Genomic DNA, 21279 nt, shown 5'->3' with positions numbered 1-21279 from the left:
TTTTTCATGGGCGCTCGTCGGGGCGGGCGGTTTTAGCGCACGGCGTTCCAGCGAGCCAGCAGGGCCGGCAATTCGGTCAGGCTGCGCACTTGGGCATCGGGCAGTTGCTCGGCCTCCCAGGCTTTGCCCGCCGGGTTGTACCAAATGGCCCGCAACCCAGCCTGCTGCGCCCCGGCGATGTCGTCACCCGGGTGATCGCCGATGTGCACGGCGTGTTCGGCGCGGGTTTCGCCACGCTCCAGGGCTTCGTGAAACAAGCGCACGTCGGGCTTGGCGATGCCGATGTCCTCGGCGCACAGGGCGAACTTGAAGTAGTCCGCCAGGCCCAGGCGTCGCACGTCGGCGTTGCCGTTAGTGACCACACCCAGGGCGAAGTGGTTGGACAGCCGCTCCAGGGTCGGTTGCACCTCGGGGAACACCTGCAACTGATGGCGCGCGTGGAGGAACACCTCGAACGCCGCCTCGGCCAGTTGCGCCGCCTGAGCTTCGGCGTAGCCCACCTCATGCAACGCGTGGAACAGCACCTTGCGGCGCAGTGCGCTGATGCGGTGCTTGAGCCCGGGCTCGGCGTTCAGCACGCGCTCGCGAATTGCCCACAGATGCTCCACCGGCACGCCGCCCAAGTGCGGCGCATGCTCGCTCAGCCACTGACGCAGTACCGCCTCGGCGTTGACGATCACGGGTGCGGTTTCCCAGAGGGTGTCGTCCAGGTCGAACGTGATGAGTTGAATGGTCATGGCTCTTCACTCTTGTTGCGTTTGGCCCGGGGGTGGGCGCTGTCGTAGACCGCCGCCAGGTGCTGGAAGTCCAGGTGGGTGTAGATCTGCGTGGTCTTGATGTCCGAGTGGCCAAGCAGCTCCTGCACCGCACGCAGGTCTTGGGACGACTCCAGCAAGTGGCTGGCGAAGGAGTGGCGCAGCATGTGCGGGTGCAGGTTCTGCCCCAGCTCCCGCTCGCCCGCGGCTTTGACCCGCAACTGAATGGCCCGTGGCCCCAGGCGCCGGCCCTTCTGGCTGACGAACACGGCATCGTCCACCGGGTTGCTCAGGGCCCGCAGCGCCAGCCACAGTTGCAAGGCTTCCCGGGCCTTGCGCCCTACCGGCAGTACGCGGGTTTTACTGCCTTTGCCAAGCACTTGCACCAGGCCATCGGCGAGGTCGAGCTGGGCCAGGTTGAGCCCGGTCAGTTCACTCAGGCGCAGGCCCGAGCTGTAGAACAGCTCCAGGATGGCCTGGTCGCGATGGGCCAGGAAGTCATCCTCCACCGCCCCTTCGAGCAGTTGCAGGGTGCGGTCGGTGTCGAGGGTCTTGGGCAGGCGTCGTTCGCCCTTGGGCGGCGTCAGGCCCGTGGCGGGGTCGTGGTCACACAGGCCTTCGCGGTTGAGGTAGCGATAGAGCCCGCGCACCGCTGACAGCAGGCGCGCCAGGCTGCGCGAAGACTGGCCCTGGGCATGCAGGCGGGCGATCACGCCCCGCAGGCGCTGGATGTCCAGTGCCGCCCAACTGCCGATGCCTTGCTTTTGGCAGTGGGCCAGGACTTTATCGAGATCGCGCCGGTAGGCCTCAAGCGTGTGGGGTGACACCTGGCGCTCACTGCGCAGGTGCGCGCAGTAGGCGTCCAGTTGTCGTTCCATGTTTAGCGTACCGAGCGCAAGGCGTTGTTCAGACGGGGCACGACGCGGCCCAGGACTTCGGCGATGTAGCTGAGGAACAACGTGCCCACTGAGCTTTTATAGTGCTGCGGATCGCGGCTGGCGATGGCCAGCACGCCGTGCAGGCCCAAGTGGCTGAGGGCGACCACGGCGGTGGAGCCGATCTGCTTGCGCTGCTCTTCGCCGAACAGGAAGTCCAGCTCATGCTCGCGCAGGCTGCCGCTGACGGTCTTGCCTTCGGCCAACAGGCCGCCGATGGCTGCCTGGGCGTCGGCGGTTGGCACCCAGCGGCCCACCGGTAAAGGGTTGTCGCTGAACAGGATCAGGCTGACGAAGGGCACCTGGAAATCCTGGCGCAGGCTGTCTTCGACGCTGATGACCACCTCTTCCAGGCTGGCAGCGTCCATCAGCGCGAGGATCAGGCGCCGGGTTTTCTCGAACAGCCGATCATTGTCCCGGGCCACGTCCATCAACTGCGAGAGGCGATGGCGCATCTCGATGTTGCGTTCGCGCAGGATCTTCATCTGCCGTTCCACCAGAGACACGGTGTCGCCGCGTTGGTGGGGCAGGCGCAAGGTGGCCAGCAGGTCTTCGTGTTCGACGAAGAAATCCGGGTGGGCTTCCAGATACGCGGCAATCGCTGCCGTTTCGAGGCTGTCGCCCGGCGTTGGGCCGGGCTGCGGGGCTGGAACCTGAGGTCGGTCGGTCATGGGTTTGGCTCGTTCAAAGACGCACTTGTCCTTCGTATACCCGTACCGCGGGGCCAGTCATCAGCACCGGCTCGCCGGGGCCTGCCCAGGCAATGGACAGGCGCCCGCCGGGCAAGTCGATCAACAGCGGCGAATCCATCCACCCCTGGCTGATGGCAGCTACCGCAGCCGCGCAGGCGCCGGTGCCGCAGGCTTGGGTTTCCCCGGCGCCGCGTTCCCATACGCGCAGTTGCGCGCGTTGGCGGTCGATAACCTGGAGGAAGCCGACATTGACCCGCGCCGGGAAGCGCGGGTGATGTTCGATCTTCGGCCCCAGTTCATGCACCGGCGCGTTGTTGATGTCATTGACCCGCAGTACCGCATGGGGGTTGCCCATGGACACGGCGGCGATGTCCAGCGTTTGGTCGTCTACTTCCAGCGGGTAGCTCAGGGCTTGCTCCGGGGCCTGGAACGGGATGTCGGCCGGCACCAGGCGCGGCGGGCCCATATCAACGCTGATCTGGCCGTCGCTGCGGATGTCGAGCTCGATGATGCCGCTTTTGGTTTCGACGCGGATCTGGCGCTTGGTGGTCAGGCGCTTGTCCAGCACGAAACGGGCGAAGCAGCGCGCGCCGTTGCCGCACTGCTCCACTTCCGAGCCGTCGGAGTTGAAGATCCGGTAGCGGAAATCCACCTCGGGGTTGCTCGGTGCTTCGACCAGTAGCAGTTGATCGAAGCCCACGCCGGTGTGGCGGTCGCCCCATTGCTTGGCGTGCTTGGGCAGGATGTGCGCGTGCTGGCTGACCAGGTCGAGGACCATGAAGTCGTTGCCCAGGCCGTGCATCTTGGTAAAACGCAGCAGCATGGTTTTACTCCGGTAGCAGGCTTTCGCCGGCGAACAACTCGGCTACCGTCTCGCGGCGACGCACTTCAAACGCAGTGTCACCATCGACCAGCACCTCGGCGCAACGGCCGCGTGTGTTGTAGTTCGAGCTCATGACGAAGCCATAGGCACCGGCCGAATGCACGGCCAACAGGTCGCCTTCTTCCAGGGCTAGTTCACGTTCCTTGGCCAAGAAGTCGCCGGTCTCGCAGATCGGCCCGACGATGTCGTAGGCGCGGGCGGCCGTGGCGCGAGGTTGCACGGCGGTGACGTCCATCCAGGCCTGGTACAGGGCCGGGCGGATCAGGTCGTTCATGGCTGCATCAACGATGGCGAAGTCTTTGTGCTCGGTGTGCTTGAGGTACTCGACCCGCGTCAGCAGCACGCCGGCATTGGCCACGATGAAGCGGCCGGGCTCGAACACCAGGGCCAGGTCGCGGCCATCGAGGCGTTCGCGCACGGCTTTGATGTAGGACTCGGCCAGCGGCGGCTCTTCGTCGCGATAGCGCACGCCGAGGCCGCCACCCAGGTCGATGTGGCGCAGGTAGATGCCGCAGTCGCCGAGGCGATCGACCAGGCCCAGCAGGCGGTCGAGGGCGTCGATGAACGGTGCCAGGGTGGTCAGTTGCGAACCGATGTGGCAATCGACCCCGACCACGTCCAGGTTGGGCAATTGCGCGGCACGTACGTAGACGTCTTCGGCGTCGGCAATGGCGATGCCGAATTTGTTCTCTTTGAGACCGGTGGAAATGTACGGGTGGGTGCCGGCGTCGACGTCCGGGTTGACCCGCAGGGAGATCGGCGCGCGAACACCCAGCTCGGCAGCGACCACTTGCAGGCGTTCGAGCTCATCGGTGGATTCGACGTTGAAGCAGTGCACGCCCACTTCCAGGGCGCGGCGCATGTCTTCGCGGGTCTTGCCGACGCCGGAAAACACGATCTTGTCGGGCTGGCCACCCGCGGCGAGAACACGCTCCAGCTCACCGCGCGAGACGATGTCGAAACCGGCGCCCAGGCGCGCCAGGACATTGAGCACGCCCAGGTTGGAGTTGGCCTTGACCGCGAAGCACACCAAGTGCGGCATGCCGCTCAGGGCGTTGGCGTAGGCCAGGTATTGGGCCTCGATGTGGGCTCGGGAGTACACGTAGGTCGGCGTGCCAAAGCGGTCGGCGATGGCGGACAGGGCTACGCCTTCCGCGAACAGTTGCCCGTCGCGGTAGTTAAAAGCGTCCATGGCGTTCCCTTAGTAGGTGTCGTGCTTGTGTGACTGCGATTGCGACTTGGCCTGTTCTTCAGGGGTCTTGCTGTCATCGGGCAGATACAGCGGGCCTTTCTGGCCGCAGGCAGAAACAAGGCAGGCAACCGCGACAAGCGCAGCAAGGGAAGAGATCAGGCGCTTCATGGCGAAATCCTTGAAAATGCGTTAATTGCGCCGGAGTATACCGGCCACCCGGCGCCTTGCCTATGCAGTGGGGCACCCGTCTGGCGGGCCTTTGCCGAGGTTCTGGAAATTGATCGCACGCAGCCTGTGGATAATTCATACGCTTGCCGGGCGCCTGGTCGGTATCCTTTGCAATCGCCGGGGCGCGCCCGTATCTTGCGGCGCTTGAGCGTGAGTAGACACTTTTTGAGGTTGCCGCAATGAGTTTGACCGAAGCCCGTTTCCACGATCTGGTCGATGCGACCCAGCAGACGCTGGAAGATATTTTCGACGAGAGTGGCCTGGATGTAGATCTGGAAAGTTCGGCCGGTGTGCTGACCGTCAAGTTCGAGGGCGGCAGCCAGTTGATCTTCAGCCGCCAGGAACCCTTGCGCCAGCTCTGGCTCGCGGCGGTTTGCGGTGGTTTCCACTTCGATTACGACGAAGAGAGCGAGCGCTGGATGTGCGACAAGAGCGAAGAGCAATTGGGCGAAATGCTCGAGCGCATCGTGTTTGCGCAGGCCGGGGCCAAGCTCGATTTCGAAGGGCTGTGAAACCGTGACCCAGCCTGCCCCCGCCCGCCCCGCCAAGCCGTTGTTCAGCAACGTCAGCCCGGCGGTGCCGTCGCCTTGTATCAGCACTTGCCGTCTGGATGAGCAGAAAGTCTGCATCGGCTGCTTTCGCCATGTCGAAGACATCCGCGAATGGCGCTCGGCGGACGACGCGCGGCGCCGGGCGATCTGCGGCCAGGCGGCAACCCGCCGCAGCGCCGCCGGTCCGTGCGGCTGACGCCCACGGCTTGTTTATTTATTGAGCTGTGGTAGTGTCCGGGTACGCCTCAACCCACCGAGGTCAGTGAAAACCCCGCCTATTCCTGGCGGGGTTTTGCTTTTGTTGTGCAGAAAAAAGGAGTCTGCCTGAATCATGACCACCGCACCTTCCATCATTCTCACCCGCCTCGACGTGCAACGTCTGGAGCGCCTGATTGACAGCCTGGACGAATCGACTCCAGGCGTCGCGGCGTTGCAGGATGAACTCGACCGCGCCGACACCGTGGTTGGTCACGAGGAAGTGCCGGCCGGCGTCGTCACCATGAACTCGCGTGTGCACTGCCGTGAGCAAGGCAGCGGTAAGGACTATCACTTGACCCTGGTGTATCCAAAGGACGCCAACGCCGACGAAGGCAAGATTTCCATCCTGGCCCCGGTCGGCAGCGCGCTGCTGGGCTTGCAGGCAGGCCAGCACATAGACTGGCCGGCACCGGGTGGCAAGACCCTGAAGCTGGAATTGATCGAAGTTGAGTACCAGCCTGAAGCCGCTGGCGATTTCGAGCTCTGATATGCCTCAGGCCTGGTCCAGCGCATCGTTGAGTGCGCGTTCCAGGTCGGCCTTGTAGCGCAGATACAGATTGCTCGGGCTTGGCCCGTCACCGAGCAGGCCCGAGAGGTCCAGGTCAGTGATATAGCAGCGGTAGCGCTCCACCTCCCGGCGCTGCCCGATGATCTGCCGGGCGACCACGCTGAACAGCTGGTCGCCGTACTCCAACTCGCCAAACTCCTGTTGATCGCAAAACAAGGTGACCTGCACCTGCCCGGGCGCACCCTTGCCGATGATCGCCTGCACGTCATAAAACGCCGTGTTGATCGGTGTTTGCGGCGCTGGTCGTGCTTCGACGCGCCGTGCCCGGCCGTTGCCCGAGGGCAGGAGCTGGTAGTAGTGCAGGTCCAGGTCCGCCAGGGGCGGGGGGGCGTCCAGCGGCAGCAACGCCTCGCGGCGAAACACCACGGAATTCAGGAAGCGTTGCAGCGGCACCAGCAGGCTCTGTTCGTCGTGATAGGGCAGTTGCTGTTGCCACAGGGCGTTGTGTTCGTCGAGCACATACAACTCGGCCCGGGCCTCGTCGATGCGGTAGAACACCTGGATGCAATCGGGCAGGCCCATGGGCAGGATCAGCGCCAGGTCGTGCTCTTGCAGGGCCATCGGGTCCAGGTGCAGCGGGCTGTAGCGCGGTTGTTCTTCCCCCAGGTAATCGAGCAGCGCTGCCAGGCTGGGCAGGGCGACGTGGCTGACCTGGCCGGGGATCAGCTCCAGCACGTGGTAGTGCTGCTGAACCTGGATCAAATAGCGGTGGTTGAGCTGGCTGAGCAGCAGGTTTTGCGCGGTGTCGAACAACTCTTCTACACGCCGGGCAATGAACTGGGCGCGGTTGTGGCAGAAGCAGCGCACCCGCAGGCGCGGTTGCGGCGAGCCTTGGGGCAGGTTGTTGAGGTAGTCGCCCAGGCAGTCGAGCAGCGCGTGGGCGCCGTCGTAGCGATTGACCAGCACTTCGTTCCAGCTGTTGAGGGTGACTTGGTCGAGGGTCAGCACCAGGTTTTCCCGCACCCCGGCGTAGCTCAGCGAGTCGGTGCGCTCGGTGGTCATCAGGATGTTCAGGTCGCGGTGTTGCTTGAGCGGGTCGATGCCGACGTTTACCAGGATCAGCACTTCGCTGGGCTTGCTGGCGTGCAGCAAGGCCTCTTCGCTGACGCCGATTAGTGGCAAGGCAATGGTTTGCTGGAGGCTGCCGAGCAGGTTGAACAGCTCGAACTCGCTCAAGTCGCTGCTGCCGGGGTGTAGGGCGAGGCGGGTGCTGCTGTCGATCACGCCGTTGCGGTGGCACCAGGTCAGCAGTTCCAGCAAGCCGCGGCTGCGCTTGATCGGGGCAAAATGTTCCCATTCGTGGGCGCTGAGGCTGCCGTTGAACAAGCTCCAGTGGAGTTGCCCCATGTCTTTGCGAGGGGCTGCTTGCACCAGCGTGAGGGTGTCTTCGGCCAGGTCCGGGGCGATGCCGGGGTTGATGAACTCGATCTTGTCGGCCTTGCGCTCGAACGCCGCGTAGAGCCTGCGCCCGAGGATGTTCAGTTCGCGTTTGTTGACCTGGCTGACGGTCTGCTCGGTGCGGGCGAACTGGGTCAGGAAGCGATAGCTGTAGTTGAGCTCGTTGACCAGCGCCCGGCGCTCGCTACTGACCTGGCGCACCTTCCATTGGCTGCGGCTGTCGAGCATTGCCAGTTGCCGCGAATCCCAGCCCCATTCCGCGGCCAGGCGCTCGAGCAGGTCGCGTTGCCAACTGCTGGCGCGCTGGCCGGGGCTGGCGCTGAGCTTACGGTTGACCTTCAGGTACAGGCTGCGGCGCACCAGCTCCAGGCGCTGCGGTTCGCCGCGGGCGGTGAGGTATTCCTCGATGCGCCGGTAGACGACGATGTAGGGGTCCAGTTCATCGAGGTCCAGGCGATTGGCGAACACGGCCTGCTTGAAGCGCAGGCTCAGGCATTCGACCTTGGGGTGTTCGCTGGCGTAAACCTCGATCAGCAGCAGCTTGAGCACCGACTTGTAGGGCGACTCGATGCCTTTATAGAGTTGCCAGAGCCCGGCGCCGACGAACTCGCCCGGCGGGATTCGCGCCAAATGCCCCAGGTCCAGGGTCTCGTCGGCGCGGATAAAACGCTTGGACAGCAGCGTGTGGCCGTACTGGTCGTAGCGCGCTTCTTCGTACACCGGGACCAGCCACCACAGTGGCGTGCGCCCAGCGAGCCAGATCGCGGTGCGGTAGAACTCGTCGAGCAGCAGGTAATGCTGAGTGGTGCCGCAGTCGTCGGAACTCAGGGGCGCATCCCGCTCGCCACGCACGAAGCGGTTGGGCTCGATCAGGAAGAAATGCGCCTCGGCGCCCTGGCTGGCGGCCCAGGCTTCCAGGAGCTGGCATTTTTTGCGCAACTCGTTCAGTTCGCTTTCGCTCAAGTCCGGGGCGTGGCAGACCCACACGTCCATGTCGCTCTGGTCGGCCTGGGCGAGGGTGCCCAGGCTGCCCATCAGGAACAGGCCATGGATGGGCCGCGGCGGGTTGCCGTGGCGCGGTTTATAGGAAAAGGAGCGCGTCAGGCGTTGGGCTTCGGCCAGGGCTTGCGAGTCGGGCTCGAAATTGGACAGGCCCGCCGGCGTGCTGCCGGACACGTAACCGGGTAGCAGCGGGTGGTTGACGTGGAAAAACAGCGGCAGCAGGTTGAGTACCAATTGCTGGCGCGGCGTCAGCCCTTCCATGGCGCGGGCCAGGCGACCTGAATTGAGCGTGAGAAAGCGCGCGCGCAGTTGGCTCAGAACCTTACGGTCGATTCCCTCGTCCAGATCTGGGCGGATTTCATGGGTGCGGGGCATGGCTCACCGGGCGCGGACGTGAAAGGTGTCGGGCGGGGGCCAGTCTACAGCGTGGGGGTGGGGAGCTTTAAGCGGAATTTTTATTTCTGGCGCCAGATTTACAGCGCGGCGGGTGGATGTTCCCGCGGAACGCCCGTGGCGGGCGATTCCGTGGGCGTCAGGTGGTGGGTTATGCGGCTTCTTCGACGGGTGACAGGATGGTCAGCAGGCCTTGGGCGTGCTCGGCAGCGTCGCGCCCCAGGCTGGTCAGGTAACCGCCATCGGGCTGGGTGGTCAGTTCTTTTTCGTACAGGCGTTTTGCGGCGGCGATGGCGGTTGGGGCGGCGGTCTGATGAATTTTCAGGCCTTCCTGGGAACTGTCCAGGTTGAAGAGTGCAAGGATTTCCAGTTCGGCAACCAGCTCAGGGGTATACGACATAAGGACTCCAGACTTTCTAGGAATAGATGACAGCGGCTCCTAAGGTGAACGCACTTGCCCGTGCTGTCCAGTACTGACCGGCGCTGCCTGGTGAATGACTGGAGGCAGTGTAGGCGGCAAATGTGCGGGCTGCGTTGACCTGGGGCAGCCTGGCCCGTGCGCGGGGGCCAGGTGCTGCATTCATCCGTTCTTTTCTGGCGGCAACTCAGGCAGAGCACGCAGGGCCGCTTCGTACCATTGGGTATCGAAAGCACGGTCTTCTTCCAGGATTGCGTCGATCTCAACGGCCAGCACGTGGGCCATCAGGTTGAGGATCTCGTCGCGTTCGTAGCCCACCAGGGTCAGCTTGTTGAACGTGGCTTTGGCGGCGGGCGGATTGTCGCTTTCGATCTGGTTTTCGATGGCCTGGATCAGGGTATCTTCGGCGAACGCTTCTTCGTCGTTGTCGATATCGGTTGGCTCGCTCATGGCAGGCTCCTCAAGGAAAAGTGGGCAGTTTAACTGCATTCAAGGCCGTGATGCTGCTGGCAACAACCGCCGCCAGGTTCTATAAACAACCCCGGCCCACCCCTGTACGGCCCGGAGGCTCTGCGATGCTCAAGCTTTATGGATTCTGCGTCAGTAACTACTACAACATGGTCAAGCTGGCGCTGCTGGAGAAGGGCTTGCCCTTCGAGGAAGTACAGTTCTTTTCCGGCCAATCACCCCAGGTCCTGGCCATCAGCCCACGGGGCAAGATCCCGGTGCTGGGGGTGGAGCAAGGCTTCATCAACGAAACCAGCGTGATTCTCGAATACCTCGAACACGCCCACCCAGGCACCGCGCTGCTGCCCGCCGAGCCGTTCCAGCGCGCCCAGGTGCTGGCCCTGGCCCGGGAAATCGAGCTGTACATCGAACTGCCCGCCCGCGCCTGCTACACCGAGGCTTTTTTAGGCATGACGGTGCCGCAGGCGATCAAGGACAAAACCAGGGAGGATTTGCTGCTGGGCATCGCGACGCTGGCGCGGCACGGCCGCTTTGCGCCCTACGTGGCGGGGGATGGCTTGATTGTGGCGGACCTGTATTTTCTCTACAGCGTGCCGCTGGCCTGTGGGGTGGCCAAGAAGTTGTTCGGGTTGGACCTGCTGGCCGAATTGCCGGCGGCCCAGGCCTTGCTGGAGCGCCTGGAGCAGAACCCGAATGTGCAGCGCATTGCTGCTGACAAAGAGGCCTGCATGCCGGCCTTTCTGGAGATGGTCAACAGCAAGAAGTAAGGCGGGGTTTGTGCTCGCGAGGGCGATTTTCGGGTCGACCTCGCGAGCACCAGGCTTAGCGGCTGGCCAGCAGCGCCTGGCCGCGAACCACGGCAGCCTTGACCTGGGCGGGCGCGGTGCCGCCGATATGGTTGCGCGCGTTGACCGAGCCTTCCAGAGTTAGCACGGCAAACACGTCCTGCTCGATCTGGTCGCTAAACTGGCGCAGTTCTTCCAGGCTCATTTCCGCCAGGTCCTTGCCGGTGTCCACGCCGTACTTCACCGCGTGGCCGACGATTTCGTGGCAGTCGCGGAACGGCAGGCCACGGCGCACCAGGTAGTCCGCGAGGTCCGTGGCGGTGGAGAAACCGCGCAGGGCCGCTTCGCGCATGATGGCGTGCTTGGGCTTGATCGCCGGGATCATGTCGGCGAAGGCGCGCAGCGAATCGCGCAGGGTGTCGGCCGCGTCGAACAGCGGTTCCTTGTCTTCCTGGTTGTCCTTGTTGTAGGCCAGCGGCTGGCCTTTCATCAGGGTCAACAGGCCCATCAGCGCACCGAATACGCGGCCAGTCTTGCCGCGCACCAGCTCCGGTACGTCGGGGTTTTTCTTTTGCGGCATGATCGAGCTGCCGGTGCAGAAGCGGTCTGGCAGGTCGATGAACTGGAACTGCGCGCTGGTCCACAGCACCAGCTCTTCGGAGAACCGCGATAAGTGCATCATCGCGATGCTGGCGGCGGAGCAGAATTCGATGGCGAAGTCACGGTCCGACACGCCGTCCAGGGAGTTACCGCCCACGGCCTCGAAACCCAGCAACTGGCAGGTCAGCTCGCGGTCGATCGGGTAGGTGGTGCCGGCCAGCGCGGCGCTGCCCAGGGGCATGCGGTTGGCGCGCTTGCGGCAGTCCACCAGGCGTTCGTAGTCGCGGCTGAGCATTTCGAACCAGGCCAGCAGGTGATGGCCGAAGGTCACCGGCTGCGCGGTCTGCAGGTGGGTGAAGCCGGGCATGATGGTGCCCGACTCACGCTCGGCCTGTTCCAGCAGGCCTTTTTGCAGGCGGGTGATTTCGCCCAGGATCAGGTCGATTTCGTCGCGCAGCCACAGACGGATATCGGTGGCGACCTGGTCGTTGCGGCTACGGCCGGTGTGCAGTTTTTTGCCGGTGATGCCGATGCGGTCGGTCAGACGCGCCTCGATATTCATATGCACGTCTTCGAGGTCCACACGCCAGTCGAATTGGCCGGCCTCGATTTCGCCCTGGATGGTCTTCAGGCCATCGACGATGGTGTCGCGTTCGGCGTCGGTGAGCACGCCGACCTTGGCCAGCATGGTGGCGTGGGCGATGGAGCCCATGATGTCGTGGCGATACAGGCGCTGGTCGAACGTGACGGAGGCGGTGAAACGCGCAACAAAGGCGTCGACGGGTTCACTGAAGCGGCCGCCCCAGGACTGATTGGTCTTGTCAGTGCTCATGAATTCGCTCGTGATGTGCTGAAGAAAGATGGCGTGAAAGTTGCCGCGGATAATAACAGGGTTGCCCAGGCTATCGTTGACACTGGTCGCCCGGTTCATTTATTTGCCCCGCCAGGTGTTTGTCGCCTTGCGGCCTAATGACGGCGGGCAGAGACTGGGCCTACTGGCGCTGGATGTTTGTGGTGATATTAAGGCTTGGATCAAAGGATATTTTTCAAATGAGCCATATCGTCTTGGCGAACGTCTACAGTTGCACTAATAGATCGGTGTAATACGGCATGTGTTATCCGGTAACTAACGGCTCTTGCCACCGTCGCCCGAAAGCGCTCTGATCGACTTGCCTGCCCGTAAGTAGTGGGCAGTGCGCCCGGAGTAGAAGCTGACTATAAGAAGAGGGGGTGTTCATAGTGTTTATCGGCAATCCCTACGACGACACCGCGCCAGGCCGGTCCTGGGGCGGTGCTGCTCAGACACCGTTAAATATTGGTGCCTGTCTCGCGGCACTTTTTGGCTCTCGCGCTAGTCTTAGCGTGGGTTGCCGTGACGGACGTCACTTCACCTGTCTACGCTATCCTTGTGCGAGACTCACGCAGGAATCCAGCGCAATATGAATGTCCTGATCGTTGATGACGAACCCCTAGCCCGCGAGCGCCTGAGCCGTATGGTCAGTGAGCTTGAGGGATATACAGTCCTGGAACCCAGCGCCACCAATGGCGAAGAGGCGTTGGCACTGATCGACAGCCTCAGGCCGGACGTGGTGTTGCTCGACATCCGCATGCCCGGCCTCGATGGCTTGCAGGTCGCCGCCCGGTTGTGCGAGCGCGAAGCGCCCCCCGCGGTGGTGTTCTGCTCGGCCTATGACGAATTCGCCCTGGACGTGCTGCAGGGCAGCCCGGTGGGGTATCTGGTCAAGCCCGTACGCGCCGAATTACTGCTCGAGGCGTTGAGGAAGGCTGAGCGGCCCAATCGCGTGCAACTGGCCGCCCTGACCCGCCCCGCCGCCGAGACGGGCAGCGGCCCACGCAGCCACATCAGTGCCCGCACCCGCAAAGGCATCGAGCTGATTCCCCTGGACCAGGTGATCTATTTCATTGCCGACCACAAATACGTGACCTTGCGCCACGAGGGCGGCGAAGTTTTGCTGGACGAACCGCTCAAGGCGCTGGAAGACGAGTTTGGCGATCGCTTCGTGCGCATTCACCGCAACGCGTTGGTGGCCCGCGACCGCATCGAGCGCTTGCAGCGCACACCGCTGGGGCATTTCCAGCTGTTCCTCAAGGGCTTGAATGGCGACGCGCTGATCGTCAGCCGCCGCCATGTGGCGGGCGTGCGCAAGATGATGCAACAGCTTTAGTTCGCGGCCTGCGGCGCATATTTCACTTCATCGCCAGGCGAGTGGGGCCAGGGAGGCCGCGCAGTTCCTGATTCAAATCAAAGCGCCATTGCCCGAGCTGTTATTATCTGCCGTATCTTTTCAGTACGGATTGATCCATGTCCTCTCGCGAAATCCGCATCGCTACCCGTAAAAGCGCCCTGGCCTTATGGCAGGCCGAATACGTCAAGGCTCGTCTGGAGCAGGCACACCCAGGCCTGATCGTGACGCTGGTGCCCATGGTCAGCCGTGGTGACAAGCTGCTTGACTCACCCCTGTCGAAAATCGGTGGCAAGGGCTTGTTCGTCAAGGAGCTGGAAACCGCGCTGCTCGAAAATGAAGCCGACATCGCCGTGCATTCGATGAAAGACGTGCCGATGGACTTCCCCGAAGGCCTGGGCCTGTACTGCATCTGCGAGCGCGAAGACCCGCGCGATGCGTTCGTCTCCAACACTTACGCCAGCCTCGATGCGCTGCCCCAGGGCAGCGTGGTCGGTACCTCCAGCCTGCGCCGCCAGGCCCAGTTGCTGACCCGTCGCCCGGACCTGCAGATCCGCTTCCTGCGGGGCAATGTCAATACGCGCCTGGCCAAGCTTGACGCAGGCGAATACGACGCCATCATTCTCGCGGCGGCCGGGCTGATCCGCCTGGGCTTCGAGGACCGTATCAGTTCTTCCATCAGTGTCGATGACAGCCTGCCGGCCGGCGGCCAGGGTGCGGTGGGCATCGAATGCCGCAGCGCTGATAGCGCGATTCATGCGTTGCTTGCGCCGCTGCATCACCACGACACCGCCACGCGGGTCACCGCCGAACGTGCGCTGAATAAACACCTCAACGGCGGTTGCCAGGTACCCATCGCCTGCTACGCAGTGCTCGAAGGCGAGCAGGTGTGGTTGCGTGGCCTGGTGGGCGACCCCAATGGTGGCCTGCTATTGACGGCGGATGTACGCGGGCCGCGAAGCGCCGCCGCCCAGTTGGGTGTGCAGGTCGCCGAAGACCTGTTGGCACAGGGCGCCGATGCCATCTTGCAAGCGGTCTACGGTGAGGCGGGCCACGAGTGAAGGGTTGGCGTTTGCTGCTGACCCGCCCTGAGCTGGAGTCGGCGACATTGGCCGCCACGCTGGCCGAGGCCGGTGTGTTCAGCAGCAGCCTGCCGCTTCTGGAAACCGAGGCGCTGCCGCTTTCGGTGCAACAACGCGAGCAGATGATCGGCCTCGACCGCTATTGTGCGGTGATTGTCGTCAGCAAACCCGCCGCCCGGCTGGGCATTGCGCTGCTTGACCAGACCTGGCCCACGCCACCTGCAGCAACACGCTGGTTCAGTGTGGGCGCCGCCACCGCGCAGCTTCTCGCCGACCGCGGCCTCGATGTGAGCTTCCCGGCGCAAGGCGACGACAGCGAGGCGCTGCTGGCGTTGCCTGCCTTTGTCGAGGCGGTTTCACGGCCCAGTGCCCGGGTGTTGATTCTCAAGGGTGAGGGCGGGCGCGAACTGCTGACTGAGCGTTTACGCGAGCAAGGTGCTAGTGTCGAGGGTCTGGAGCTGTATCGCCGCTACCTGCCGCACTACGAACCCGCGACATTGCCCCGGATAATTCAAGCGGAACGCCTGAACGGCCTGGTGGTCAGCAGTGGACAGGGTTTTTTGCATCTGCGCCAAATGGCGGATGCGGCCTGGCCGGAACTGGCGCAACTGCCACTGTTCGTGCCTAGCCCCCGGGTCGCCGAGTTGGCGCGAGCTGCCGGGGCCCGACAAGTGGTGGACTGCAGTGGTGCCAGTGCCACGGCTCTGCTAACGGCGTTGCGGGAGACCGGTGCCGTTCTCTAACACAAAGGATGGATACGTGAGCGAAACAACCTTGCCCAAAGATGACGTCCAGCCACAGCTTCAGGCGCCTGCCGAACCTGTGACCGAAACCGCTCGACGCCGAGGCAATGGCTTGGCGGTTCTGGCCTTGCTGCTGGGAGCCGCGGGGGCCGCCGCCGGTGGCTGGGGTGTCTGGCAGGTGCGCAGCCTGCAAGCGAGCAACCAGCAGCAGTTGGGGCAACTTCAGGCTTTGGGCGACCAGGCGCAAAACCTCAAACTCAGTGAGCAGCGCCTGCGCGAGCAGCTCGAACAGTTGCCCGGCGCGCAGGAGCTGGAAGAACGCCGGCGCCTGGTGGCGCAGTTGCAAGGCGACCAGCAGCGTTTGAACCAGCGCCTGGAAACTGTCCTGGGGGCGAGTCGCAAGGACTGGCGTCTGGCTGAGGCCGAGCACCTCCTGCGCCTGGCCAGCCTGCGTCTTTCCGCGCTACAGGACATCAGCAGTGCTCAGGCGCTCGTCCAGGGCGCCGATGAGATCCTGCGCGAACAAAACGATCCCGGCTCATTCGCCGCCCGCGAACAGTTGGCCAAAACCCTGGCGGCCCTGCGTAGCACCGAGCAACCGGACCGCACCGGGTTGTTCTTGCAATTGGGCGCCTTGCGCGATCAAGTCATCGAGCTCAGCGCGCTGGCGCCTGAGTACCACGACCGTGGCGAGGCTCTGCTGGGGTTGACCGCCGACGGTGACGGCGCGAGCCGCTGGGCCCAATGGTGGGCAGAGATCTCGCGCTACGTGCGTATCGATTTCAACGCCGACAAAAATATCCGGCCGCTGCTGGCGGGCCAGGGCCTGGCACAAGTACGCCTGGCCCTCAGCCTCGCGTTGGAGCAAGCCCAGTGGGCGGCCCTCAACGGCCAAGCTGCGGTGTACACCCAAGCGCTGGATGAGGCGCGGGACGTACTGAAAAACAACTTCAACCAAGACAACCCACAAAGCAAAGTCATGCTTGAACGCGTGGCGGAACTGGCCAAGCAACCGGTCACGGTGGTCACACCAGACCTGGCCGGTACTCTCGGTGCAGTCCAGGCCTATCTGGAGCGGCGTAATGTCAGCGCCGAAGAGTCGGTCAAACCCGCCGCTGCCTTGCCGGAGCCGACGCCATGAAGCGCCTGTATGTGGTGATGTTCCTGGTCATCGCCGCCGCCGCGTTGCTGGGCCTGGCCATCGCCGAGCACCCGGGGTATGTGCTGATCGCCTACCGGAACTTCCGCTTCGAGTCGTCACTGTGGGCGACACTGGCACTGGTCGCGGTGCTATGGCTGGTGATCTGGGGAATCAAGGTGCTGATCGAACTGCTGACCACCTCCGGCGGTGTGGTGAATCCATGGTCGCGGCGCAACCGCAGTCGGCGTGTGCAGATTGCCATCGAGCAAGGCCAAATGGACCTCGCCGAAGGTCGCTGGGCCAGTGCCCAGAAGCACCTGCACCGGGCCGCCGAGGCCGAACGCCAGCCTTTGTTGTATTACCTTGGCGCCGCACGCGCGGCGAACGAGCAAGGTCTCTACGAAGAAAGCGATCGACTGCTTGAGCGCGCACTGGAGCGCCAGCCTCAGGCCGAGTTGGCGATCGCCTTGAGTCATGCCCAGTTGCAGACCGATCGCAACGATACAGAGGGGGCTCTGGCGACCCTGCAAGCCATGCGTGAGCGCCATCCGCACAGCATACAGGTGCTGCGACAGTTGCAGCGCCTGCATCAGCAGCGCGGCGATTGGTCGGCATTGATTCGCCTGCTGCCGGAGTTGCGCAAGAACAAGATCCTACCGGCGGCCGAGTTGGCAGATCTGGAACGTCGGGCCTGGGGCGAAAATCTGTCGCTGGCAGCCCATCGCGATGAAGATGGTTCTGTGGGCCTGCAGTCGCTGACGCGGGCCTGGCAGCAGCTGACATCCGCTCAACGCCAAGAACCGCAGCTGGTGCTCGCTTACGCCGAGCAGTTACGGCAATTGGGCGCGCAGGCCGAGGCCGAGGAAGTCCTGCGTATCGCGCTCAAGCGCCAATACGACAGCCATCTGGTGCGGTTGTATGGCTTGTTGCGTGGCGCTGACCCGGATCGCCAGCTCAAGCTTGCCGAAGGCTGGCTCAAGGAGCATCCCCAAGACCCGAGCCTGCTGCTGACATTGGGCCGCCTGTGTTTGCAAAACAGTCTCTGGGGCAAGGCGCGGGATTATCTGGAGAGCAGCCTGCGGGTTCAGCGCAATCCAGAAGCTTGTGCTGAACTTGCCCGGCTATTGGCTCGGCTGGGTGATACTGAACAGAGCAACCAGCTCTTCCAGGAAGGCCTGGGCCTGCTGGATGAACGTTTACTGGCTTTTTCTCTGCCGGTTCCGGTGTAGTCCGTGGGCGGGGCTGATTTGTCGTCAAGTTGACTTCTGCCCCTTCGCGGCGACAGAGCTTTCTACGCAATATGAACTGTTGTGGTGAAATCCTACAAAGGCCTACTCGTAGGCCTTCTGTATCTGTCGGCGATTCCTTACATCATTGAGGATTTGTCCGCGGGGAGCCTCCTTGAAAGGGTCAAGTCCTTTCCTCTACCGTAACTGCCTGTCTCTTTTGTTACGGATAAGCCATGTTCTTGGCCTGCTCACGACCCCTGTTTCTCATGACTTTCCTCGCAGGAACTCTGGCGTTGGGTGCTTCGTATTATCTGGAATATGTCGTCGGACTTGAGCCTTGCCTGCTGTGCATGATGCAGCGTTTCTTCCTGATCGTGTTCACGCTCACCAGTCTGGTTGCCACATTGCATGGAGCAAAAATCAGAGGCTGCTACGGGTACTGGTTGCTGAACCTGTTCAGTAGCCTGGCGGGGATGGTCATTGCCTGGCGTCATGTCTTGCTGCAAAGCGTCGACTCGGCACAAGGCTTCACGTGCTCGAACATCCTGAACTCCGGGGTGTGGAAGGCACCCTGGATGTGCGTGTTCAGGCAGTTCTTCCAGGGCGATGCCGAATGCGCGCAACTGACCTGGAGCCTGTTCGACCTGAGCGTGCCGGAGTGGAGCCTGTTGTTTTTTGTGGCGATGGTGCTGCTGAGTGTTTTCCAGCTTTTTCACCTGGTGCGGCTCACCTGCCTGAAAGCGGCGAGCTGATTTGCGTCATTGCACGGCGCTGTTGAAGATTAAACGCTTGTATGAACATTATCTGCTGCGTACCTTGAAGCAGTAGTCGTGCGGGCATAATCTGGCCCGCACGTGTTAACGCAATTAGGTTGTTCGATGGCGTTCTGCCTGGGCGCTTATAGGGTTTTAAACCTAGCGACGGGCATAGAGCGACATGGCCCTTAAGGGAAGAGAGATCACCATGCTCGAAAGTTGTCAGAATGCTCAGGAACGCTGGGGTGGAGTGCACCTGCTGATCGACCGCTGGTTGCAGGAGCGTCACGAACTGGTTCGGGCCTATGATGCTCTCGGCGCCAAGCCCGAAGTGCTGGGTGAGAACCGCGAGTCACTGCAGGAGTTCTGCGGCGTGCTGGTCGACTACGTGTCAGCGGGGCATTTCGAGATATACGAACAGCTCACCAGCGAGGCCAAGGCCTTTGAGGATAAACGTGGGCTTGAGCTTGCAGAGACGCTCTACCCGCGTATCGATGTGATTACCGAGAAGCTCTTGGCGTTCAATGACCTGTGCGATGCCGGTAATTGCGTCGCGGAAAAATTCAAGGAGTTGGGTGGACTGCTACATGAGCGTTTCGAGTTGGAAGACTGCCTGATCGAAGTGTTGCACACCGCTCACAAGGAGGAAGTCCCGGTTCAGGTCTGAGTTTTTTCTCTACCTCTTTCCATCAAAACGGTGCGCTTGGCGTGCCGTTTTTCATTTGTGCCGCCGTTCAGCGCACGTTCACCAATTCGATTTCGAACACCAGGGGTGTAAAGGGAGCGATCAAGTCGCCGGCACCTTCCGCGCCATAGGCCTGGTCGGCTGGAATCACCAAGCGCCACGTCGCGCCCACCTGCATCTGGGGCAAGGCGCTGCGCCAGCCGCTGATAACACTGTCGAGTCGGAACCACTGCGGTTGAGCGTTCTGGTCGAAGACGGAGCCATCGGGAAGTCGCCCCACATAGCGAACCTGCACGCTGCCTTCGGCGCTCGGCTGGGGGCCGTTACCAGCCTTGAGTTCGGTCAGCAGAATGCCGCCCGCCAATTCGCGAACGTCCGGCTTGGCGCGTTCTTGGGCAAGAAAGCGTTGCTGTGCCTGGAGCGCGATTTCACTTTGCGGCCTGGCCGACTGTTCGTTGGTGCGGGCTTCGTGCTCGGCGAGTATCTGCTCGATACGTTCGTCCTTGAGTGCCAGCGGCTTACCTTGGTAGGCCTGTTGCAAACCGTCCAACAGCGCCTTGAGTTCAAGGCCCGGGACTTCCTGGCGCAGACGTTCGCCGAGGCTGGCGCCCAGGCTATAGGCCAGGTCGTGACGGTCATTGGCCGGCGTTTTTTCGCCCGCATGGGCCAACCCGAAACACAGGCATAACGATAGAAAAAAAACACGCGACATGACTGTGCTCCGACCGGATAGGGGGCCGATTATGCCAGCCTGAAACGGTGAGTGTCGGGGCAACTTGCGCCAGGGCGAAGAACATTTTCCATCGGTTGCAACGCAGCGCTTTGGATACTGTCAACATGCCCTAGCGGCGGTAGCAGCAGAGGTCTAGTATGAGCCGCACCCACGTCAGCCAGGAGGTAAACCATGTCGGCCAAGAAGAAGCCTGTAAATACTCCGTTGCATTTGCTCCAACAGCTTTCGGGCAGCCTGCTCGAACATTTGGAAAACGCTTGTTCGCAAGCCTTGGCTGATGCTGAAAAACTGCTCGCCAAGCTGGAAAAGCAACGGGGCAAGGCTCAGGAAAAACTGCACAAATCGCGCATCAAATTGCAGGACGCTGCGGCGACCGGCAAGGCCAAGGCGCAAGCCAAAGCCAAAGGCGCGGTGAAAGAACTCGAAGACCTGCTCGATGCCCTCAAGGATCGCCAGGCCGAAACCCGCACCTACATTCTTCAGCTCAAGCGCGATGCCCAGGAAAGCCTGAAATTGGCCCAGGGTGTTGGCCGCGTGAAAGAGGCCGTGGGCAAGGCACTGACCTTGCGTTCGGCGAAGCCTGCTGCTGTCGCTTCTGCGGCAAAGAAACCCGCCGCGAAGCCGACTGTATCGAAAGCCGCCGCCAAGCCAGCGACCAAAGCCACGGCCAAGCCTGCGGTTAAAGCCGCGAGCAAACCTGCGGTGAAAAAGCCCGCCGCTGGTGCTGCCAAACCCGCCGCTAAAACCATCGCGGCCAAACCCGCCGCAAAACCTGCTGCCAGAACGGTAGCTGCCAAGCCCGCGACCAAGGCGGCAGCGGCTAAACCTGCGGCCAAGCCTGCTGCGGTAAAACCTGGAGCCGCCAAGCCTGTGGCCAAACCGGCCGCTAAGCCCGCTGCTTCCAGAGCCGCCAAACCGGCTGCCAAGCCTGTGGCAAAACCTGCTGCCAAACCTGCGGTGAAAAAACCGGCAGCCACCAAGCCTGCGGCCAAACCGGCAACGCCTGCTGCCGCCAAGCCTGTCACTGCAGCGCCAGCCGCCACCGCTCCAACCACTCCCGCTACGCCAGCCGCCACCACGCCGACCAGCGCTTCCTAAGCGCCGGTCACCGCGACGCGCAATTGATTGAGCGCGTCGCGGTTCAGGTTGGCGGCACCCGCCGCCAAACCTTCCAGCCACTGCGTCGAGTCACTGCTTTGAGCTTGTGGCCAACCCTGCGCAGCATTTTCCAGCCGTATCAATAATTGCCGTTCGGCTTCCAGTTCCAGGTTTTTGACCTGCTCGCGCAACGCCGATAGGTGTGCGTCTGTGTGCGCCGGTTCGCGCCATTGCGTGCGCAATTGTCGTAGCGGCTGGATGACCTTTTCGTGCCAGGGGTCAGCCAACTCCTTTAACAGGCGCAGGCGTTGCGCGGTGTAGGCGGTGCCTCGTTGCTCCAGCCAGCAAGCGCACAGCAACAGGCAGACGTTGCCACCCGCGGCTTGCAGTTGCAGGCAGGCGCTTTCGACTCCGGGCCGGGCGTAGAGGGCCAGGGCCGTATTCCATAGGTCAGAGGGCATATTCAGACTCGCGCCAGTTGCG

At 62.7% G+C, this 21279-nt stretch carries 24 protein-coding genes; 12 read left to right on the top strand and 12 right to left on the bottom strand.

Annotation, left to right across the window (positions count from 1 at the left end; translation table 11 throughout):
* Positions 1 to 32: 32 nt before the first annotated feature.
* The 6 genes from AC19YT_RS10480 to lptM are packed head-to-tail and all read right to left on the bottom strand — an operon-like array spanning position 33 to position 4625.
* Positions 33 to 737 carry an HAD family hydrolase gene (locus tag AC19YT_RS10480; protein ID WP_500610199.1) on the bottom strand — a complete coding sequence of 235 codons (705 nt, stop codon included), beginning with the start codon at positions 735 to 737 and terminating at the stop codon, positions 33 to 35.
* Positions 734 to 1633, bottom strand: coding sequence for a tyrosine recombinase XerC (xerC, locus tag AC19YT_RS10475; RefSeq protein ID WP_500610198.1), 900 nt, complete (start codon positions 1631 to 1633; stop codon positions 734 to 736). Before xerC ends, AC19YT_RS10480 begins: the two co-directional genes overlap by 4 nt.
* Before the next feature lie 2 nt (positions 1634 to 1635).
* Positions 1636 to 2361 carry a DUF484 family protein gene (locus AC19YT_RS10470; RefSeq protein ID WP_500610197.1) on the bottom strand — a complete coding sequence of 242 codons (726 nt, stop codon included), beginning with the start codon at positions 2359 to 2361 and terminating at the stop codon, positions 1636 to 1638.
* A 13-nt stretch (positions 2362 to 2374) separates the two neighbouring features.
* Positions 2375 to 3205, bottom strand: coding sequence for a diaminopimelate epimerase (gene dapF, locus AC19YT_RS10465; protein ID WP_500610196.1), 831 nt, complete (start codon positions 3203 to 3205; stop codon positions 2375 to 2377).
* A 4-nt stretch (positions 3206 to 3209) separates the two neighbouring features.
* On the bottom strand, positions 3210 to 4457 hold the full coding sequence (gene lysA, locus AC19YT_RS10460; protein ID WP_095109232.1) for a diaminopimelate decarboxylase: 1248 nt from the start codon (positions 4455 to 4457) through the stop codon (positions 3210 to 3212).
* 9 nt (positions 4458 to 4466) lie between these two features.
* Positions 4467 to 4625 (bottom strand): LPS translocon maturation chaperone LptM, encoded by a 159-nt coding sequence (gene lptM, locus AC19YT_RS10455; RefSeq protein ID WP_095109231.1) that lies wholly within the window; start codon positions 4623 to 4625, stop codon positions 4467 to 4469.
* Between the two features lie 239 nt (positions 4626 to 4864).
* On the opposite strand from lptM, the gene cyaY reads away from it, so the two are divergent.
* The 3 genes from cyaY to rnk all read left to right on the top strand — a co-directional run bounded on the left by cyaY (position 4865) and on the right by rnk (position 5981).
* Positions 4865 to 5197 (top strand): iron donor protein CyaY, encoded by a 333-nt coding sequence (cyaY, locus tag AC19YT_RS10450; RefSeq protein WP_095109230.1) that lies wholly within the window; start codon positions 4865 to 4867, stop codon positions 5195 to 5197.
* A 4-nt stretch (positions 5198 to 5201) separates the two neighbouring features.
* Entirely contained in the window at positions 5202 to 5432 is a 231-nt protein-coding gene (locus AC19YT_RS10445) for a DUF1289 domain-containing protein (RefSeq protein ID WP_095109229.1), read from the top strand.
* A gap of 135 nt (positions 5433 to 5567) precedes the next feature.
* Complete coding sequence (gene rnk, locus AC19YT_RS10440; RefSeq protein ID WP_095109228.1) at positions 5568 to 5981, top strand: nucleoside diphosphate kinase regulator; 414 nt, start codon at positions 5568 to 5570, stop codon at positions 5979 to 5981.
* 6 nt (positions 5982 to 5987) lie between these two features.
* Here rnk and AC19YT_RS10435 read toward each other — a convergent pair whose 3' ends face one another.
* The 3 genes from AC19YT_RS10435 to AC19YT_RS10425 all read right to left on the bottom strand — a co-directional run bounded on the left by AC19YT_RS10435 (position 5988) and on the right by AC19YT_RS10425 (position 9723).
* On the bottom strand, positions 5988 to 8837 hold the full coding sequence (locus AC19YT_RS10435) for a class I adenylate cyclase (protein ID WP_095109227.1): 2850 nt from the start codon (positions 8835 to 8837) through the stop codon (positions 5988 to 5990).
* A gap of 169 nt (positions 8838 to 9006) precedes the next feature.
* Positions 9007 to 9255, bottom strand: a complete 249-nt coding sequence (locus tag AC19YT_RS10430) for a TIGR02647 family protein (protein WP_095109226.1) — start codon at positions 9253 to 9255, stop codon at positions 9007 to 9009.
* Positions 9256 to 9435: 180 nt separating this feature from the next.
* On the bottom strand, positions 9436 to 9723 hold the full coding sequence (locus AC19YT_RS10425) for a hypothetical protein (RefSeq protein WP_095109225.1): 288 nt from the start codon (positions 9721 to 9723) through the stop codon (positions 9436 to 9438).
* A 125-nt stretch (positions 9724 to 9848) separates the two neighbouring features.
* On the opposite strand from AC19YT_RS10425, the gene AC19YT_RS10420 reads away from it, so the two are divergent.
* The gene (locus tag AC19YT_RS10420) at positions 9849 to 10508 is read left to right on the top strand and encodes a glutathione S-transferase family protein (protein WP_500610195.1); all 660 of its coding nucleotides are present in this window, start codon (positions 9849 to 9851) and stop codon (positions 10506 to 10508) included.
* 55 nt (positions 10509 to 10563) lie between these two features.
* On the opposite strand, the gene argH is transcribed toward AC19YT_RS10420, so the two are convergent.
* Positions 10564 to 11958 (bottom strand): argininosuccinate lyase, encoded by a 1395-nt coding sequence (gene argH / locus AC19YT_RS10415; protein WP_095109289.1) that lies wholly within the window; start codon positions 11956 to 11958, stop codon positions 10564 to 10566.
* Positions 11959 to 12565: 607 nt separating this feature from the next.
* On the opposite strand from argH, the gene AC19YT_RS10410 reads away from it, so the two are divergent.
* The 7 genes from AC19YT_RS10410 (at position 12566) to rsd (ending at position 18947) form a co-directional block, all read left to right on the top strand.
* Positions 12566 to 13312 carry a LytR/AlgR family response regulator transcription factor gene (locus tag AC19YT_RS10410; protein WP_095109223.1) on the top strand — a complete coding sequence of 249 codons (747 nt, stop codon included), beginning with the start codon at positions 12566 to 12568 and terminating at the stop codon, positions 13310 to 13312.
* Positions 13313 to 13449: 137 nt separating this feature from the next.
* Entirely contained in the window at positions 13450 to 14391 is a 942-nt protein-coding gene (gene hemC, locus AC19YT_RS10405; protein ID WP_095109222.1) for a hydroxymethylbilane synthase, read from the top strand.
* Positions 14388 to 15155, top strand: coding sequence for a uroporphyrinogen-III synthase (locus AC19YT_RS10400; protein ID WP_500610194.1), 768 nt, complete (start codon positions 14388 to 14390; stop codon positions 15153 to 15155). The genes hemC and AC19YT_RS10400 overlap by 4 nt, the downstream gene beginning before the upstream one ends.
* A 16-nt stretch (positions 15156 to 15171) precedes the next feature.
* The gene (locus AC19YT_RS10395; RefSeq protein ID WP_500610193.1) at positions 15172 to 16296 is read left to right on the top strand and encodes a uroporphyrinogen-III C-methyltransferase; all 1125 of its coding nucleotides are present in this window, start codon (positions 15172 to 15174) and stop codon (positions 16294 to 16296) included.
* A complete protein-coding gene (locus AC19YT_RS10390) occupies positions 16293 to 17525 on the top strand; it encodes a heme biosynthesis protein HemY (protein ID WP_095109219.1) in 1233 nt (410 codons plus the stop codon). Before AC19YT_RS10395 ends, AC19YT_RS10390 begins: the two co-directional genes overlap by 4 nt.
* Positions 17526 to 17758: 233 nt before the next feature.
* Positions 17759 to 18277, top strand: a complete 519-nt coding sequence (locus AC19YT_RS10385) for a disulfide bond formation protein B (protein ID WP_095109218.1) — start codon at positions 17759 to 17761, stop codon at positions 18275 to 18277.
* 211 nt (positions 18278 to 18488) lie between these two features.
* Positions 18489 to 18947, top strand: coding sequence for a sigma D regulator (gene rsd / locus AC19YT_RS10380; RefSeq protein WP_500599892.1), 459 nt, complete (start codon positions 18489 to 18491; stop codon positions 18945 to 18947).
* A 67-nt stretch (positions 18948 to 19014) separates the two neighbouring features.
* Here the strand turns inward: rsd and AC19YT_RS10375 are convergent, their stop codons facing one another.
* Positions 19015 to 19677, bottom strand: coding sequence for an FKBP-type peptidyl-prolyl cis-trans isomerase (locus tag AC19YT_RS10375; RefSeq protein WP_500599865.1), 663 nt, complete (start codon positions 19675 to 19677; stop codon positions 19015 to 19017).
* Between the two features lie 192 nt (positions 19678 to 19869).
* Between AC19YT_RS10375 and AC19YT_RS10370 the strand changes: the two genes are divergently transcribed.
* Entirely contained in the window at positions 19870 to 20796 is a 927-nt protein-coding gene (locus tag AC19YT_RS10370) for an AlgP family protein (RefSeq protein WP_500610192.1), read from the top strand.
* Here the strand turns inward: AC19YT_RS10370 and AC19YT_RS10365 are convergent.
* Complete coding sequence (locus AC19YT_RS10365) at positions 20793 to 21257, bottom strand: TIGR02444 family protein (RefSeq protein ID WP_500610191.1); 465 nt, start codon at positions 21255 to 21257, stop codon at positions 20793 to 20795. The two genes, AC19YT_RS10370 and AC19YT_RS10365, sit on opposite strands and share 4 nt — an antisense overlap.
* Between the last annotated feature and the right edge of the window lie 22 nt (positions 21258 to 21279).

The sequence above is a fragment of the Pseudomonas sp. MF08875 genome, assembly GCF_059862525.1.
Note: the sequence above shows the minus strand (reverse complement) of the source record. Positions and strands in the feature narration are given on the sequence as shown.